Origin of the sequence: Burkholderia cenocepacia, from assembly GCF_014211915.1 — a bacterium.
GTDB classification, from domain to species: Bacteria; Pseudomonadota; Gammaproteobacteria; order Burkholderiales; family Burkholderiaceae; genus Burkholderia; species Burkholderia orbicola.
The window spans coordinates 1,647,799-1,664,721 of sequence record NZ_CP060040.1 but is presented as its reverse complement, the minus strand read 5'-3'; the positions used below and the strand labels follow the sequence as shown (position 1 = coordinate 1,664,721).

Sequence of the window (16,923 nt, the reverse complement as noted above, 5' to 3'; positions counted from 1 at the left end):
TGTCTGGGCATCGCGCCGTTGTTGCACTGCACCGTATCCGGGAGACGCCGCACGCGAACGTGCGGCAAACGCACTGCCGGTGTGCGTGTCCATAGGTGAATCAACGACACCGTTTGGGGCAGTCGCCCCGAAAAGCACGACCGGTCACTTGTACAAAACGGACGTGCATGGCGGAAAAGGCAAAGAACGCGTCTAAATTCATCAATCCGCCGAAAATCCGAACGACAAGAATAGAGCCGTCGGCAGCCTTGCACTGGAAGCGTGGGAAACCCAGGCACGGCGGGCCTTGAGCTTCGGTTGCAGCCCTTTATTCTTCGTCACGGACGCACTATGTCGAACACCCAGCCTTTCTTCTCGCAGCCCCTTGCCGAGCGCGACGCGCCGGTGCGCAGCGCCATCCTGAAGGAACTCGAGCGTCAGCAGTCGCAGGTCGAGCTGATCGCGTCGGAAAACATCGTGTCGCGCGCCGTGCTCGAGGCGCAGGGCTCGGTGCTGACCAACAAGTACGCGGAAGGCTATCCCGGCAAGCGCTACTACGGCGGCTGCGAATTCGCCGATGAAGTCGAGGCGCTCGCGATCGACCGCGTGAAGCAGATCTTCAACGCCGGCTATGCGAACGTGCAGCCGCACTCGGGCGCGCAGGCGAACGGCTCGGTGATGCTCGCGCTGGCGAAGCCGGGCGACACGGTGCTCGGCATGTCGCTGGATGCCGGCGGCCACCTGACGCACGGCGCGAAGCCGGCGCTGTCGGGCAAGTGGTTCAATGCCGTGCAGTACGGCGTGAACCGCGATACGCTGCGCATCGACTACGACCAGGTCGAGGCCCTTGCCCACGAGCACAAGCCGAACCTCATCATCGCCGGCTTCTCGGCGTACCCGCGCGCGCTCGACTTCGCACGCTTTCGCGCGATCGCCGACAGCGTCGGCGCGAAGCTGATGGTCGACATGGCGCACATCGCTGGCGTGATCGCCGCGGGCCGCCACGCGAACCCGGTCGAGCACGCGCACGTCGTCACGTCGACCACCCACAAGACGCTGCGCGGCCCGCGCGGCGGCTTCGTGCTGACCAACGACGAGGAAATCGCGAAGAAGATCAACTCGGCCGTGTTCCCCGGCCTGCAGGGCGGCCCGCTGATGCACGTGATCGCCGGCAAGGCGGTCGCGTTCGGCGAAGTGCTGCACGCGGACTTCAAGACCTACATCGACAACGTGCTCGCGAACGCACAGGCGCTCGGCGAAGTGCTGAAGGCCGGCGGCGTCGATCTCGTCACGGGCGGCACCGACAACCACCTGCTGCTGGTCGACCTGCGCCCGAAGGGCCTGAAGGGCGCGCCGGTCGAGCAGGCGCTGGAACGCGCGGGCATCACCTGCAACAAGAACGGCATCCCGTTCGACACCGAGAAGCCGACCGTCACGTCGGGCATCCGCCTCGGCACGCCGGCCGGCACGACGCGCGGCTTCGGCGTCGCGGAGTTCCGTGAAGTCGGCCGCCTGATCCTCGAAGTATTCGACGCGCTGCGGGCGAACCCGGAAGGCGACCCCGCAACCGAACAGCGCGTGCGTCGCGAGATCTTCGCGCTCTGCGAGCGCTTCCCGATCTATTGATCGACCCCACAAGAACAGTCACACGAGCGAGAGCAGATATGAGCACGCTGCATCAGGACAGCATCATCATCGACGGACTGAACATCTCCAAGTTCGAGAAGCCGGTGTTCGAGGACATGCGAAAGGGCGGTATCACGGCCGCGAACTGCACGGTGTCGGTGTGGGAGAACTTCACCAAGACCGTCGACAACATCGGCGTGATGAAGAAGAAGATCCGCGACAACGGCGAGCTGCTGACGCTCGTGCGCACGACGGACGACATCTTCCGCGCGAAGAAGGAAGGCAAGACGGGGATCATCCTCGGCTTCCAGAACGCGCATGCGTTCGAGGACAACCTCGGCTACATCGAAGCGTTCGCCGACATGGGCGTGCGCGTCGTGCAGCTTTGCTACAACACGCAGAACCTGGTCGGCACCGGCTGCTACGAACGCGATGGCGGGCTGTCGGACTTCGGCCGCGAAGTGATCACCGAGATGAACCGCGTCGGCATCATGGTCGACCTGTCGCATGTGGGCGGCAACACGTCGTCGGAAGCGATCGCGTTCTCGAAGAAGCCGGTGTGCTACTCGCACTGCCTGCCGTCGGGTCTGAAGGAACATCCGCGCAACAAGAGCGACGCGCAGCTGAAGGAGATCGCCGATGCGGGCGGCTTCGTCGGCGTGACGATGTTCGCGCCGTTCCTGAAGCGCGGCATCGAAGCGAACATCGACGACTACATCGAGGCGATCGACTACGTGGTGAACCTGATCGGCGAAGACGCGGTCGGCATCGGCACGGACTTCACGCAGGATTTCGCGAAGGAATTCTTCGACATGCTGACGCATGACAAGGGCCGCTATCGCCAGCTGACGAACTTCGGCAAGGTGATCAACCCGGACGGCATCCGCACGATCGGCGAATTCCCGAACCTGACCGCCGCGATGGAACGCCACGGCTGGAGCGAGTCGCGCATCCGCAAGATCATGGGCGAGAACTGGGTGCGCGTGTTCAAGGACGTGTGGGGCGCGTAAGCCCTCGCCGAGCCGAACCGCTCCCTTCGTTTCAACATAAAAAAATCGGGACGTGCCCGCGCAAGCAGCGTGGGCGCGCGGACGATGTCGCGCCGGCGCACCGAGCCGCGCGGCCAATTTCCTCACGGAGTCACCACGATGCAACCGCAACTGCCGATCAACGTCGATCCCGATACCGGCGTCTGGACCACCGACGCGCTGCCGATGCTGTACGTGCCGCGCCACTTCTTCACGAACAACCACGTCGCCGTCGAGGAAGCGCTCGGCGTCGAAGCGTATGCCGAGATCCTCTACAAGGCCGGCTACAAATCCGCCTACCACTGGTGCGACAAGGAAGCGAAGCAGCACGGCATCACCGGCATGGCCGTGTTCGAGCATTACCTGAAGCGCCTGTCGCAACGCGGCTGGGGCCTGTTCTCGATCATCGAAGCCGATCCGGCGAGCGCACGCGCGAAGATCGAGCTGCGCCACTCGTCGTTCGTGCTCCAGCAGCCGGGCAAGGAAGGCAAGCTCTGCTACATGTTCGCGGGCTGGTTCGCGGGCGCGATGGACTGGGTCAACGACACGACGCCGGAAGGCAAGGGCGCGCCGCGTGCGTACTCGAAGGAAGTGCAGTGCGCGGCCGAGCATCACGACCACTGCGTCTTCGAAGTGTCGCCGATCGCGCACTGATGCACTGACGCATTGATTCACTGAAGCAGAACAACACCCGCAACACGAGACATTCGAACGCCAGAGGTCGCCAGCGATGCGTTATCCCCACCTGTTCAAACCCATGCAGCTGAACCAGCTGACGCTGCGCAACCGGATCGTCAGCACCGCGCACGCGGAGGTGTACGCCGAGCCGGGCGGCCTGCCGGGCGACCGCTATATCCGCTACTACGAAGAAAAGGCGAAGGGCGGCGTCGGCCTGGCCATCTGCGGCGGTTCGAGCCCGGTGTCGATCGACAGCCCGCAAGGCTGGTGGAAATCGGTGAACCTGTCGACCGACAAGATCATCGATCCGCTCACGCGCCTGGCCGACACGATGCACAAGCATGGCGCGAAGATCATGATCCAGGCGACGCACATGGGCCGCCGCTCGTCGTTCCACGGCGAGCACTGGCCGCACCTGATGTCGCCGTCGGGCGTGCGCGAACCCGTGCACCGCGGCAACGCGAAGATCATCGAGATCGAGGAGATCCGCCGCATCATCGGCGATTTCGCGGCGGCCGCGAAGCGCGTGAAGGCGGCCGGCATGGACGGCATCGAAATCTCCGCCGCGCACCAGCACCTGATCGACCAGTTCTGGAGCAAGCGTTCGAACCACCGCACCGACGAATGGGGCGGCAGCCTCGAAAACCGCCTGCGCTTCGGCATCGAAGTGCTGACGGCCGTGCGCGAGGCGGTCGGCAAGGATTTCTGCGTCGGCCTGCGCATGTGCGGCGACGAATTCCACGAGGACGGCCTCGATCACGAAGCGCTGAAGGAAATCGCGCAGGCGATGTCGGAGACGGGCCTGATCGACTACCTGAGCGTGGTCGGCTCGGGCGGCGATACGCACAACACGATCGCCAACTGCATGCCGCCGATGGCGTTGCCGCCGGAGCCGTTCGTGCACCTCGCGGCCGGCATCAAGTCGGTCGTGAAGATTCCGGTGATGCACGCGCAGAGCATTCGCGATGCGGGCCAGGCCGAGCGCCTGCTCGCGAACGGCATGATCGACCTGGTCGGCATGACGCGCGCGCAGATCGCCGATCCGCACATGGTGATCAAGATCCGCGACGGCCGCGAAGACGAAATCAAGCAGTGCGTCGGCGCGAACTACTGCATCGACCGTCAGTACAACGGCCTCGACGTGCTGTGCATCCAGAACGCGGCGACGTCGCGCGAAGCGACGATGCCGCACATCATCGAGAAGTCGCGCGGCCCGAAGCGCAAGGTCGTGGTGGTCGGCGCGGGCCCGGCAGGCCTCGAGGCGGCGCGTGTCGCGAAGCTGCGCGGCCACGACGTCGTGCTGTTCGAGAAGAACGCGGAAGTGGGCGGCCAGGTGATGATCGCCGCGAAGGCGCCGCAGCGCGAGCAGATGTCGGGGATCATCCGCTGGTTCGACATGGAAACGAAGCGTCTGGGCGTCGACCGGCGCCTCGGCGTGGCCGCCGACGAAAAGGTGATCATGGCCGAGAAGCCGGACATCGTCGTGCTCGCGACGGGCGGGTCGAGCTTCACGTGGCAGGTGCCGGCGTGGGGCGTGGCCGAAGGTCTCGCCGTCAGCGCGTGGGACATCCTGACCGGCAAGGTCGAGCCGAAGCAGAACGTGCTGCTGTTCGACGGCGTGAGCACCCATGCGGGCGCGGGCGTAGCCGACTTCATGGCGAGCCGCGGCTCGAAGGTCGAGGTCGTCACGCCGGACGTGAAGGTGGCCGACGATTGCGGCGGCACGACGTTCCCGATCTTCTATCGCCGCCTGTACGCGTTCGGCGTGATTCCGACGCCGAACACGATGCTCGATCGCGTCTATGAAGAGAACGGCAAGATGATCGCCGTGCTGCGCAACGAGTACACCGAGGAACTGGAAGAGCGCGCGGTCGACCAGGTGGTGATCGAGAACGGTTCGTCGCCGAACGACGAGCTGTACTGGAAGCTCAAGCCGGAATCGGTGAACCGCGGCCAGATCGATCCGCACACGCTGTTCGCGGCCGAGCCGCAGCCGTGCCTGTCGGAAGAACTCGGCAACGGCCGTTTCCTGCTGTTCCGTGTCGGCGACTGCATCTCGATGCACAACGTCCACGGTGCGATCTACGACTCGCTGCGTCTCGTGAAGGATTTCTAAAAGATGAACCCGTCCTTCCTCATTACCGCCCTGTTGTGGCTGTCGGTGGCGGGGCTCGCGTTCGCGGTCGCGAAGCGCTCGTCCTACTGGCGTCTGGGCCGCGCCACGGCGCCCGGCTCGTTCGGCGTCGCGAACCTGTTCGCGATTCCGAAGCGTTATTTCGTCGACCTGCACCACGTGGTCGCCCGCGATCCGTACATCGCGAAGACCCACGTCGCGACCGCCGGCGGCGCGATCGGCGCGCTCGCGCTGGTGTTCGTCAACTACGGCCTCGCGATCTACTCGCCGTGGCTCGACAAGCTGATCTTCCTCGCGGCGCTCGCGATGCTGGTCGGCGCGGTGTTCGTGTGGCGTCGACGCGCGGCGAAGGACGTGCCGGCGCGCCTGTCGCGCGGCCCGTGGAATACGCTGCCCTGGCTGCTCGGTTCGTTCGCGCTCGGCCTCGTGCTGTTCATGCTGGTGCCGACCGGCGCGATGTCGGGCGCGTTCGCGGTGCTCTGCGCGCTGCTGATCGGCATCGGCGCATTCACGATGACGGTCGGCGCCGCGAAGGGCGGCCCGATGAAGCATGCGATCGCCGGGCTGCTGCATCTCGCGTTCCACCCGCGTCAGGAGCGTTTCGCGGCCACGCGCGAATCGTTCACCGGTAACGGCACGGCCACGCCGCCGACCGCACTGAAGCTGCCGGACATCGAGCATCAGGAGTACGGCGTCGCGAAGCCGGTCGAATTCCGCTGGAACCAGTTGCTGAGCTTCGACGCATGCGTGCAGTGCGGCAAGTGCGAGGCCGCATGCCCCGCGTTCGCGTCGGGCCAGCCGCTGAACCCGAAGAAGCTGATCCAGGATCTCGTCGTCGGGATGGCCGGCGGCTCCGATGCGGCATACGCGGGCAGCCCGTCGCCGGGCATCCCGGTCGGCCAGCATCGCGGCGAACCGAACGGCCCGATCGTGTCGGGCCTGATCGAGGAACAGACGCTGTGGTCGTGCACCACCTGCCGCGCGTGCGTGCAGGAGTGCCCGATGCTGATCGAACACGTCGACGCGATCGTCGACATGCGCCGCAACCGCACGCTCGTGCACGGCACGGTGCCGGGCAAGGGCCAGGAAGTGCTCGCGAACCTGCGCGAGACCGGCACGATGGGCGGCTACGACACGGCCGCGCGCTACGACTGGTCGGTGGACCTGAGCGCGCCGGTCGCGCAGCCGGGCAAGCCGGTCGACGTGCTGTTCGTCGCGGGCGAAGGCGCGTTCGACATGCGTTACCAGCGCACGCTGCGCGCGTTCGTGAAGGTGCTGAACAAGGCCGGCGTCGATTACGCGGTGCTCGGCGCGACCGAAACCGACACGGGCGACGTCGCGCGCCGGCTCGGCGACGAAGCGACGTTCCAGCAGATGGCGAAGCGCCTGATCGGCACGCTCGGCACGCTGTCGTACCGGCAGATCGTGACGGCCGACCCGCACGTGATGCATAGCCTGCGCAACGAATACCGCGCGCTCGGGCTGCGCGTGACGGTCAAGCATCACACGACCTATCTGGCCGAACTGGCCGACAGCGGCAAGATCGCGCCGAAGGCGGTCGAGGCGCTGCAGGAGAAGCGCACCACGTATCACGATCCGTGCTATCTCGGCCGCTACAACGGCGAGACGGAAGCGCCGCGCAAGCTGCTGAAGACGATCGGCATCCAGGTCGTCGAGATGGAGCGCAACGGCATTCGCGGCCGCTGCTGCGGCGGTGGCGGCGGTGCGCCGCTGACCGACATCCCCGGCAAGCAGCGTATTCCGGACATCCGCATCGCCGACGCGCGCACGATCGGCGCGGACGTGGTCGCGGTGGCTTGCCCGAATTGCACGGCCATGCTCGAAGGCGTCGTGGGCCCGCGCCCCGACGTGCTCGACGTCGCCGAACTCGTCGCCGCCTCGCTGGAGTGAATCGATGAATACGATCAAACGAATCGATCCGCGCCGGCCGTTCATCATCACGGCCGCCGGCCTGAAGCGCATCACGCTCGGCGAGGAAGGCAGCGCCGATGCGAACGCCGCGCAATGGTCCGCGCACGGTCATGGCGCCGCGGCCGCGAAGCCGCGCCGCGCGCTGCAGGACCCCAAGCACGTGATGCTGGTGGTCGCCCATGGCGAACGCGGCGCGCTCGACGACCATTCACGACAGGCGATCGCCGCCGCCGCGGTGCTCGCCGATGCGCAGACGGAAGTCGCGCTGCTGGCGTTCGGCGAACTGAAGGATGACGTCGCGGAACTCGGCGTCGACAAGCTGATCGAGCTGGCCGGCTTCGATCGCCGCGCGTTCGATCCCGAAAGCGAACTGCAAGCATTGCAGGCCTGCGTGGCCGCACTCGCACCGAAACACGTGTTCGTGCCGGACAACGCGACGGGCGACGGCGATCTCGGCCGGCGCTACGCGGCGGCCGCCGGCGCCAGCGTCGCGACCCACGTCGTCGAAATCGACGCGAAGCACGTGGGCGCGTATGCGCAGGCGGGGCGTGCGTTCGCGACCCGTGCGCTGCCCGACGTGATCCTGCTCGCGCAGAACGCGGTGGACGCGAAGCTGCCGTTCGTCGGCGCGGGCGAACGCCTGGCCGCCGATTTCATCCGCCCCGCGCATGACGCCGCGCAGCCGTACCGCGATCTCGGCCTCGATGAAATCGACGCAGCCCAGGTCGCGCTCGAGGAGGCCGACTTCATCGTGTCGGCCGGTAACGGCGTGTCCGACATCGGCGCGTTCGAGCGGCTGGCCGGCGTATTCGGCGCGGCGATCGGCGCGAGCCGCGTCGCGGTCGACAACGGCCACTTCACGCGCGACAAGCAGGTCGGCGCGACCGGCAAGACGGTCGAGGCGAGCGTGTACATCGCGTTCGGCATCTCGGGCGCGGTGCAGCATTTGCAGGGGATCAAGGACTGCCGCCACGTGATCGCGGTCAACCTCGACGGCAGCGCGCCGATCGCGAAGCGCGCGAACCTGACGGTGGTCGGCGACGCGCAGGCGACGATCGCCGCGCTGATCGAACAGGTCCAGGCCGCGCGGGCCGCGCGCGGCGAATCGCCGGCCGCGGTCGGTACCCGTGAACCCGAAGGAGTCGCCGCATGAACGCCCCTCGCCCCTTGCAACGCATCGCGGTGCTCGTGTCCGTCGGCCGGCATCCGGTCAGCGGCGTCGCGCGCTACAGCCGCAACGATGCGGCCGCGCTCGAAACCGGCCGCCAGCTCGCCGAGCAGCATCGCGCGACGCTCGACGTGATCCACGCGGGCGACCCCGCGAATTCGGCGCTGGCCGAGTATCTCGCGCTCGGTGCGCGGGAGGTCGAGGTGCTGGCCTGCCGCGACGGCGATGATGCCGTGCACGCGCTCGCCGCGCGTCTCGAAGGCTACGACCTCGTGCTGACCGGCACGCGCGCCGAGGGCGCGTACGACACCGGGATGCTGCCGTACCGCGTCGCCGCGGCACTCGGCTATCCGCTCGTCGGCTCGGCCGTCGACGTGACGATCGAGGGCGGTCGTGCCGCGGTCCGGCAATTTTTGCCGAAAGGGCTGCGGCGGCGTGTCGACGCGGCGCTCCCGGCCGTCGTCGCCGTCCATCCGCTCGCGGGTGTCGAGCCGCGCTATGCGTATGCGCGGCTGCGCGCCGGCACGATCCGGCCGGCGCTCGCGGCCCCCGGCACGGACGCCGACGCCACCGCGTGGACGGTCGGCCCGGTCGAGCGTAAACCCGTAAGGCTGGTCGCTGCCGAGAAGCGCTCCGGGCATGCCCGGATGCTGTCCGCGACGACGACCGAAAGCCGCGGCGGCAACGTCGTAAATGAAGGGAGTTCGGTCGAAAAAGCACAAGTGATCCTCGCGTATTTGCGCGAGCATCAGCTCATCGACTACTGATTTTGATGCCTGTCGGCAAGCAACCCAGGGATGCAAGGAATCCGGAGCAAACGATGAAAGTATCGGCAGACATTCGTGCATTGATCGAGCGGCGCAAGGAAGGGCACAGCCTCGACGCACCGTTCTACACGAGCGAGGACATCTTCGCGCTCGACATGGAGGCGATTTTCCGCCAGCACTGGATCCAGGTGGCGATCGAACCGGACATTCCCGAGCCGGGCGATTACGTGACGGTGCAGCTGGGCAACGATTCGATCCTGATCGTGCGCGACGACGACATGGCGATCCGCGCGTTCCACAACGTGTGCCGTCACCGCGGCGCGCGCCTGTGCAACGAAGATAAAGGCTCGGTCGGCAACATCGTGTGCCCGTACCACAGCTGGACCTACAACCTGACGGGCCAGCTGATGTTCGCCGAGCACATGGGCGAGAAATTTGATCGCTGCAAGCACAGCCTGAAGTCGGTGCACGTCGAGAATCTCGCGGGCCTGATCTTCATCTGCCTCGCCGACGAGCCGCCGGTCGATTTCGCGCAGATGCGCGCCGAGATGGAGCCGTACCTGCTGCCGCACGATCTGCCGAACACGAAGATCGCCGCGCAGATCGACATCATCGAGGAAGGCAACTGGAAGCTCACGATGGAGAACAACCGCGAGTGCTATCACTGCGTCGCGAACCATCCGGAGCTCACGATCTCGCTGTACGAATACGGCTTCGGCTACCAGCGTTCCGACGCGAACGCCGAAGGCATGGACGCGTTCGCCGAAACCTGCGTGCGCCGCGGCAAGGAGTGGGCCGAGATGGGCCTGCCGTCCGCCGAAATCGAAAAGCTGCTCGACGTGACGGGTTTCCGCACGCAGCGCCTGCCGCTCGACCGTCACGGCGAATCGCAGACGCTTGATGCGAAGGTCGCGTCGAAGAAGCTGCTCGGCGGCTTCGACAAGGCCGACCTCGGCGGGCTGTCGTTCTGGACGCAGCCGAACTCGTGGCACCACTTCATGAGCGATCACATCGTGACGTTCTCGGTGATTCCGCTGTCGGCCGGCAAGACGCTCGTGCGCACGAAGTGGCTCGTGCACAGGGACGCGAAGGAAGGCATCGACTACGACGTGAAGAACCTCACGGCCGTGTGGAACGCGACCAACGACCAGGATCGCGCGCTCGTCGAATTCTCGCAGCGCGGCGCGAACAGCAGCGCGTACGAGCCGGGCCCGTATTCGCCGTACACGGAAGGCCTCGTCGAAAAATTCTCGGCCTGGTATATCGGCCGGCTCGCCGAAAAAACCGGCGCGTAGTACTGAGCAGCGAACAAGCGGAGCAAGACATGATGCGAGATGCGGCCAATTTCGAGCCGGCGGACAGCCGGGTGACGCACCCGGCGTTCTGGAACGCGCTGCCCGAGCGCTGGACGAGCGACGTCGAGGAAACGCTGGTGTGCTGCCACGTGCGGCAGGAAACCCACGACGTGAAGAGTTTCTTCTTCCGTTCGCCGCAGGGCCGCACGTTCTCGTTCGAGCCCGGGCAGTTCATCACGCTCGAGCTCGACATCGACGGCGAGACGATCAACCGCTGCTACACGATCTCGTCGTCGCCGGCGCGGCCGCACACGATTTCGATCACGGTCAAGCGCGTGCCGGGCGGCAAGGTGTCGAACTGGCTGCACGACAACCTGCAGCCGGGCGCGGCGGTGCGCGTGCTCGGCCCGGCCGGCGAATTCACCTGCGCGCGGCATCCGGCGCGCAAGTACCTGTTCCTGTCGGCCGGCTCGGGCGTCACGCCGCTGATGTCGATGAGCCGCGCGCACCACGATCTCGCGGAGGATCGCGACATCCTGTTCGTGCACAGCGCACGTACGCCTGACGACATCATCTTCGCGCGCGAGCTCGACCTGATCGCGTCGAACCATACGAATTTCCGCACGTCGTTCGTCGTCGAGCGCGTCGGCGCACGTACCAACTGGCCGGGCGTCACGGGCTTCCTGACGCTGCCGCTGCTCAAGCTGATCGCGCCGGATTTCATGGAACGCGAGATCTTCACGTGCGGCCCCGCGCCGTACATGAAGGCCGTGCGCGACCTGCTCGACGAAGCCGGCTTCGATCGCAAGCAGTATCACGAGGAAAGCTTCTCGTTCGAAACGCTCGCGCAGACCGCGAGCGACGAAGTGCTCGCCGAACTCGTGCCGCCGGTCGAAGGCGGTGACGCCGCGACGAAGCAGTACACGGTCAGCTTCGCGAAGAGCAACCGCGAGATTTCGTGCGGCTCGGAGCAGCACGTGCTCGACGCGGCGCGCCAGTCGGGCGTGCGGCTGCCCGCCTCGTGCACGCAGGGCATGTGCGGCACCTGCAAGGTGAAGCTCGTGTCGGGGCAGGTCGAGATGAAGCACAACGGCGGTATCCGCCAGCGCGAGATCGACCAGGGGATGGTGCTGCTGTGCTGCAGCAAGCCGCTGTCGGATCTCGTGATCGACAAGTAGTCGAAGCACGCCATCGGCTGTCCGGGCGCGTCGCGTCCGGACAAGCATCTGTCGGAAAACAACGATACCGCGGATTTGTGGTTGAAGAACCTAGAGAGACAACGCGCACGGTGCGCAGACCAAGGAGATCGACCATGAAACTGTTCGGAAAACTGTTGTGGACCGGCGCCCTGTCGGCAATGGTGGCATTGAGCGCATCGGCACTGGCCGATACGAAGCCGACGCTGAAAATCGGCTACGTCGAAGGCTGGGACGACAGCGTCGCGACGTCGAACGTCGCGGCCCGCGTCATCGAGAAGAAGCTCGGCTACGAGGTCAAGCTCGTGCCGGTCGCCGCCGGGATCATGTGGCAGGGCGTCGCGCGCGGCGATCTCGATGCGACGCTGTCCGCGTGGCTGCCGGTCACGCACGGCTCGTACTGGGACGAGTACAAGGCCAAGGTCGTCGACCTCGGCGCGAATTTCCCCGATGCGAAGATCGGCCTGATCGTACCCGCGTACGTGAAGGCGAAGAGCATCGACGACCTGAATGCGGAGAAGGGCAGCTTCGGCGGCCGGATCGTCGGCATCGATGCGGGCGCCGGCGTGATGCGCAAGACCGACGACGCGATCAAGAGCTACGGGCTGAACTACACGCTGATGCCCAGCTCGGGCAGCGCGATGACGGCCGAGTTGTCGCGTTCGGTCGGCGCGAACAAGCCGGTGATCGTGACCGGCTGGGCGCCGCACTGGATGTTCGCGAAGTGGAAGCTGCGCTTCCTCGAGGATCCGAAGAAGGTGTTCGGCGGCGCCGAGCACGTCGACAGCGTCGTGAATCCGGGCCTCGAAACCAAGGCGAAGCCGGTCGTCGCGTTCCTGAAGAAATTCCAGTGGAAGCCGGGTGAAATCGACAGCGTGATGCTGGCGATCCAGAACGGCTCGAAGCCGGAAGCGGCCGCGGATGCGTGGATTGCGGCGCATGCCGATCGCGTGAATGCGTGGACGGAAGGCGCACAGTAAGCGCCTCGATCTACGTCGTACGAATCATCATAAAAATACGCCGGGAATGGCATGCAGGAATCCGAAGCAATCAGGATGCAATGCGGCCATATCCCGAAATTCTTTTGCGGATTCTGCAAAAAAGCGCGTAAGTTGTTACACTAGCGCCCTTGTGCGGAGTCATCTGCTTTGTATCGGAGCAGCGTAAGCGCCAACGCGCTAACACTGATCGAGAGGAGGAACTGGATGAGTCAGGCAGGACTGCGTGCTAATCGCACCAGTGATGTTGAGGCAACCATCTCACATGATTCGACGGGCCATACGCTGCACCGTGGCCTGACCTGGAAAGACGCTTTTTGGGTGACGAGCGGCGTGCCGGCAGGCGTGCTGTTCACGATCGGCGGCGTATGCGCGACGATCGGCCAGCCCGCGTGGGCGATCTGGATCGCCGCGATCACGATGGGGCTGATTCAAAGCGCGACTTATGCGGAAATATCCGGGCTATTTCCCCATAAATCGGGCGGCGCGTCGGTGTATGGCGCGATTGGCTGGGTGCGTTACAGCAAGCTGATTGCCCCGGTTTCCGTGTGGTGCAACTGGCTCGCGTGGTCGCCGATGCTTGCACTCGGCTGCGGCCTCGCGGCGAGCTACGCGCTCACGAGTCTCTTTCCCGCCAATGCGGCGGTGCTGCACTGGCAGCTCAAGGTTGCGGATCTCGGGTTCATCAAGCCGGGTCTGTCCCTGCGGATCAACGCGACGTTCATCATCGCGACGATTCTGCTTCTCATCACGTTCAAGCTTCAGCACAGCGGTGCGTCGAAGGCTGCACGTACGCAGCGCATTCTCGGCATTGCATCGCTCACGCCGCTGTTGATCGTCGGCATCGTACCGTTCGTCACCGGCGACGTGCCGATGTCGAACCTGCTCCCGCTCTTGCCGCTCGGTCACGACGCGCAGGGCAACCTCACGGCCGCGAGCTTCGGTTCGTGGAACGGGCAGGGCGTGACGATGGCGCTCGGCGCGATGTTCATGGCTGGCTGGGCCTCGTACGGTTTCGAGACGGCCGTCTGCTACACGCGTGAGTTCCGCGATCCACGTCGCGACACCGCGAAGGCGATCTTCTGGTCGGGCGCACTGTGTCTGGTCGTGATGACGCTCGTGCCGATGGCGTTCCAGGGCGCGCTCGGCACGCAGGCGATGCTCGATCCGTCGATCGGCGACGGCACCGGCGTCGCGGCCGCGATGGCGAAGATCGTCGGCGGCGGCGCGTGGGTCGCGAATGCGGTCGTCGTGATGTTGATGCTGTCGATCCTGCTGATCGTGATGACGTCGATGATGGGTTCGTCCCGCACGCTGTACCAGGCATCGGTCGACGGCTGGCTGCCGAAGTACCTGTCGCATGTGAACGAGCATGGCTCGCCCACGCGCGCGATGTGGACCGACCTCGGCTTCAACCTCGTGTTGCTGATGATGTCGGACTACATGACGGTGCTGTCGATCTCGAACGTCTGCTACATGCTGTTCGTATTCCTGAATCTCCAGTCGGGCTGGATCCACCGGATGGATCGCGGCAACTGGGATCGGCCGTTTCGCTGCCCGACCTGGCTGCTCGTCGGCGGCGCGATCTGCGGTTACGCGAACCTCGTCTACGTCGGCGCGGGCGCGAACCTGCAGGGCGAAGGCACGCTGCGCAACGGGCTGATCGCGATGCTGCTGATCGTGCCGGTGTTCCTGTTCCGCCACTACTGGCAAGATCGCGGCCGTTTCCCCGCACAGATGCAGCGCGATATGGAACTGGAAGTGCCGAAGCGCGCGCCATGGCTGAGCCTGATGCCGTATGCGGCGCTGATCGGCGCGGCGTTGACGATCTGGTTGTCGTATTACTTCGCGTGGGTGAAGTGATGCGGTAAGGCGGGCGCGCCGCCGTCGCACGACGACAAAAAGGCCCAGCCGGTGACACGCCGGTTGGGCCTTGTTCGTTTCCGCCGCGTTCGGGTGCGGCCGCCGCCCGCTTACGGAAACACCACCGTCCGGTCGCCGTTCAAAAATACCCGCCGCTCGATGAACGCCTTCACCGCCCGCGCGAGCGTGAGGCTTTCGACGTCGCGCCCCACCGCGAGCAACTGCTCCGGCCGCAGCGCATGATCGACGCGTTCGACGACTTGCTCGATGATCGGGCCTTCGTCGAGATCGTCGGTCACGAAGTGCGCGGTCGCGCCGATCAGCTTCACGCCGCGCGCATGCGCCTGGTGATACGGCTTCGCGCCCTTGAAGCCGGGCAGGAACGAGTGATGGATGTTGATCGCGCGGTTCGCGAGCTTCGCGCTTGTCTCCTGCGACAGCACCTGCATGTAGCGCGCGAGGATCACGAGCTCCGCGCCGCTCGATTCGAAGAAGTCGAGCCATTGCGCTTCCTGCTGCGCCTTGGTGTCGGCCGTGATCGGGAAGTGGCGGAACGACAGCCCGTGCTGCGCGGCGAGCGGCTCGAAATCGGGATGGTTCGACACGATGCCGACGATGTCCATCTTCAGCTCGCCCATGCGCCAGCGGAACAGCAGATCCGCGAGGCAGTGCTCGAGCTTCGACACCATGATCAGCACCTTCGGCCGTGCATTGACGTCGTGGATCGCCCACTGGTTGTCGCCATCGTGGCCGCCGAGTCCGGCCGCGATTGGCGCGAATTCCTGGCGCAGCGCGTCGATCTGCAGCGTTTCATCCGTCGGATGAAAGACGCAGCGCACGAAGAAGCGGTTGCTGAGATCGTCGTCGAACACGTTCAGCGCATCGACGTAGCAGCGATGGCGATCGAGAAAGCCGACGACGGCGGCGACCTGACCGGCCGCGCTCGGGCACGACAGTGTCAGGACGAATTGATCGGGGCGGTGCTCGGCGGTCATGAGACTCCTCGGATGGCAGGGCGCACGGCCGCGCGGCGGCGCACGACAGCGCCGCGCCGCGCGGGTAGCGGGAGGCTCAAGTAAATCAGGACGATTTCGGCGCGGATAGAACCAACGCGCCGTGTGGCTGGTATCGGTGCGCCAGCGGGCGGGAGCGAGGAAGGGGCGCGGAGAAGCGGAACGGACGCGAAGGCGCGTGCTGCGTCAGGCCGCCGCGCACGCGTCGAGCAGCCAGCGCCGGAACACGTGGGTCGCGTCCGGCTCGGGCCGCTGTGGCGGGCGCACCAGGAAGTAGCCGCGCGACGTGACGACGGGCGCATCGACCAGCTTCACGAGCTGGCCGGCCGCGACGAGTTCGTCGACGAGCGGCGCCCAGCCGAGCGCGACGCCTTCGCCGAGCAGCGCCGCATGGATCACGAGCGCATAGCTGTTGAAGGTCACGCCGCGGGTGGCGGCCGGCGATTCGAGCCCGTGCGCGTCGAACCAGCCCGACCACGACAGCCAGCGCTCGGGGCGCGTCGGCTGTACGTGCAGCAGCGGCAGCGCGAGCAGGTGCTCGGCCCGCGCGACGCCCCGGTGCGCATCGCGGAACGCGGGCGAGCAGACGGGCGTGACGGATTCCGGAAACAGCCGCGCGGCCGTGCACGACGGCCAGTGGCCGTCGCCGAACAGGACCGCGATGTCGCCGTGGTCGCGTTGCGCGTCGTAATCCTGTGACGTGACGACGCGCACGTCGACGTCCGGCATCACGCGTTTCAGCCCGGCCAGGCGCGGCATCAGCCAGTAGGTCGCGAAACCGAAGTCGGTGACGATCGTGAGTGCGCCGTGCTCGCGGCGCGCGCGCAACGTCGCGGTTGCGCCGCGCAGCGTGTCGAGGCTCAGCCGCACGGCTTCGTACAGGCACTGGCCGTCGGCCGTCAGCGTGACGCCGCGCGGGCTGCGTTCGAACAGCGGCACGCCGAGTTCGGCTTCGAGCTGGAACACCTGCTGGCTCACGGCCGGCTGCGTCGAGCCGAGCTCGCGCGCGGCGGCCGTGAAGCTCGCCAGCCGGGCAGCCGATTCGAACGCGCGCAGCGCCTGCATCGACGGTAACGGTTCGGGTTTCGACATAAGTCCCTCTAATGGCCCCATAAGGGCCGGACGCCTACCCGCGTGAATTCGGGCGGGCGATAGTGCAGCGGACGGTACGGCACATGCGCTTCGCGCGCCGCCGCGCAATGCATTCGGCAATTCTAGCCAGCGCGGCCCGTGCGCGCGGCAGTTT

General features: G+C 66.1%; 13 protein-coding genes. 11 read left to right on the top strand and 2 right to left on the bottom strand.

Annotation, left to right across the window (positions count from 1 at the left end; all coding sequences use genetic code 11):
• Positions 1–330: 330 nt before the first annotated feature.
• From SY91_RS23910 to SY91_RS23860, 11 genes are all read left to right on the top strand, one after another.
• Positions 331–1,605, top strand: coding sequence for a serine hydroxymethyltransferase (locus tag SY91_RS23910; protein ID WP_023475628.1), 1,275 nt, complete (start codon positions 331–333; stop codon positions 1,603–1,605).
• 38 nt (positions 1,606–1,643) lie between these two features.
• Positions 1,644–2,615, top strand: a complete 972-nt coding sequence (locus SY91_RS23905; RefSeq protein WP_006480656.1) for a dipeptidase — start codon at positions 1,644–1,646, stop codon at positions 2,613–2,615.
• 138 nt (positions 2,616–2,753) lie between these two features.
• Positions 2,754–3,287, top strand: a complete 534-nt coding sequence (locus SY91_RS23900; RefSeq protein ID WP_006480657.1) for a DUF5943 domain-containing protein — start codon at positions 2,754–2,756, stop codon at positions 3,285–3,287.
• 76 nt (positions 3,288–3,363) lie between these two features.
• A complete protein-coding gene (locus tag SY91_RS23895) occupies positions 3,364–5,427 on the top strand; it encodes an NADH:flavin oxidoreductase (RefSeq protein ID WP_006480658.1) in 2,064 nt (687 codons plus the stop codon).
• A gap of 3 nt (positions 5,428–5,430) precedes the next feature.
• Entirely contained in the window at positions 5,431–7,356 is a 1,926-nt protein-coding gene (locus SY91_RS23890) for a (Fe-S)-binding protein (RefSeq protein ID WP_023475630.1), read from the top strand.
• Between the two features lie 4 nt (positions 7,357–7,360).
• Positions 7,361–8,530 (top strand): electron transfer flavoprotein subunit alpha/FixB family protein, encoded by a 1,170-nt coding sequence (locus SY91_RS23885; RefSeq protein ID WP_023475631.1) that lies wholly within the window; start codon positions 7,361–7,363, stop codon positions 8,528–8,530.
• On the top strand, positions 8,527–9,312 hold the full coding sequence (locus tag SY91_RS23880) for a drug:proton antiporter (RefSeq protein WP_006480661.1): 786 nt from the start codon (positions 8,527–8,529) through the stop codon (positions 9,310–9,312). The genes SY91_RS23885 and SY91_RS23880 overlap by 4 nt, the downstream gene beginning before the upstream one ends.
• A gap of 53 nt (positions 9,313–9,365) precedes the next feature.
• Positions 9,366–10,607, top strand: coding sequence for an aromatic ring-hydroxylating oxygenase subunit alpha (locus SY91_RS23875; RefSeq protein WP_023475632.1), 1,242 nt, complete (start codon positions 9,366–9,368; stop codon positions 10,605–10,607).
• A 29-nt stretch (positions 10,608–10,636) separates the two neighbouring features.
• Positions 10,637–11,785, top strand: a complete 1,149-nt coding sequence (locus SY91_RS23870; protein ID WP_011547102.1) for a hybrid-cluster NAD(P)-dependent oxidoreductase — start codon at positions 10,637–10,639, stop codon at positions 11,783–11,785.
• A gap of 134 nt (positions 11,786–11,919) precedes the next feature.
• Positions 11,920–12,783 (top strand): glycine betaine ABC transporter substrate-binding protein, encoded by an 864-nt coding sequence (locus SY91_RS23865; protein ID WP_023475633.1) that lies wholly within the window; start codon positions 11,920–11,922, stop codon positions 12,781–12,783.
• A 225-nt stretch (positions 12,784–13,008) separates the two neighbouring features.
• Positions 13,009–14,664 (top strand): APC family permease, encoded by a 1,656-nt coding sequence (locus SY91_RS23860; protein WP_011547105.1) that lies wholly within the window; start codon positions 13,009–13,011, stop codon positions 14,662–14,664.
• A gap of 110 nt (positions 14,665–14,774) precedes the next feature.
• On the opposite strand, the gene purU is transcribed toward SY91_RS23860, so the two are convergent.
• Both purU and SY91_RS23850 read right to left on the bottom strand, forming a co-directional pair.
• Complete coding sequence (gene purU / locus SY91_RS23855) at positions 14,775–15,659, bottom strand: formyltetrahydrofolate deformylase (RefSeq protein WP_023475635.1); 885 nt, start codon at positions 15,657–15,659, stop codon at positions 14,775–14,777.
• Positions 15,660–15,863: 204 nt separating this feature from the next.
• Complete coding sequence (locus tag SY91_RS23850; RefSeq protein WP_006480666.1) at positions 15,864–16,769, bottom strand: choline sulfate utilization transcriptional regulator; 906 nt, start codon at positions 16,767–16,769, stop codon at positions 15,864–15,866.
• Positions 16,770–16,923 lie beyond the last annotated feature (154 nt).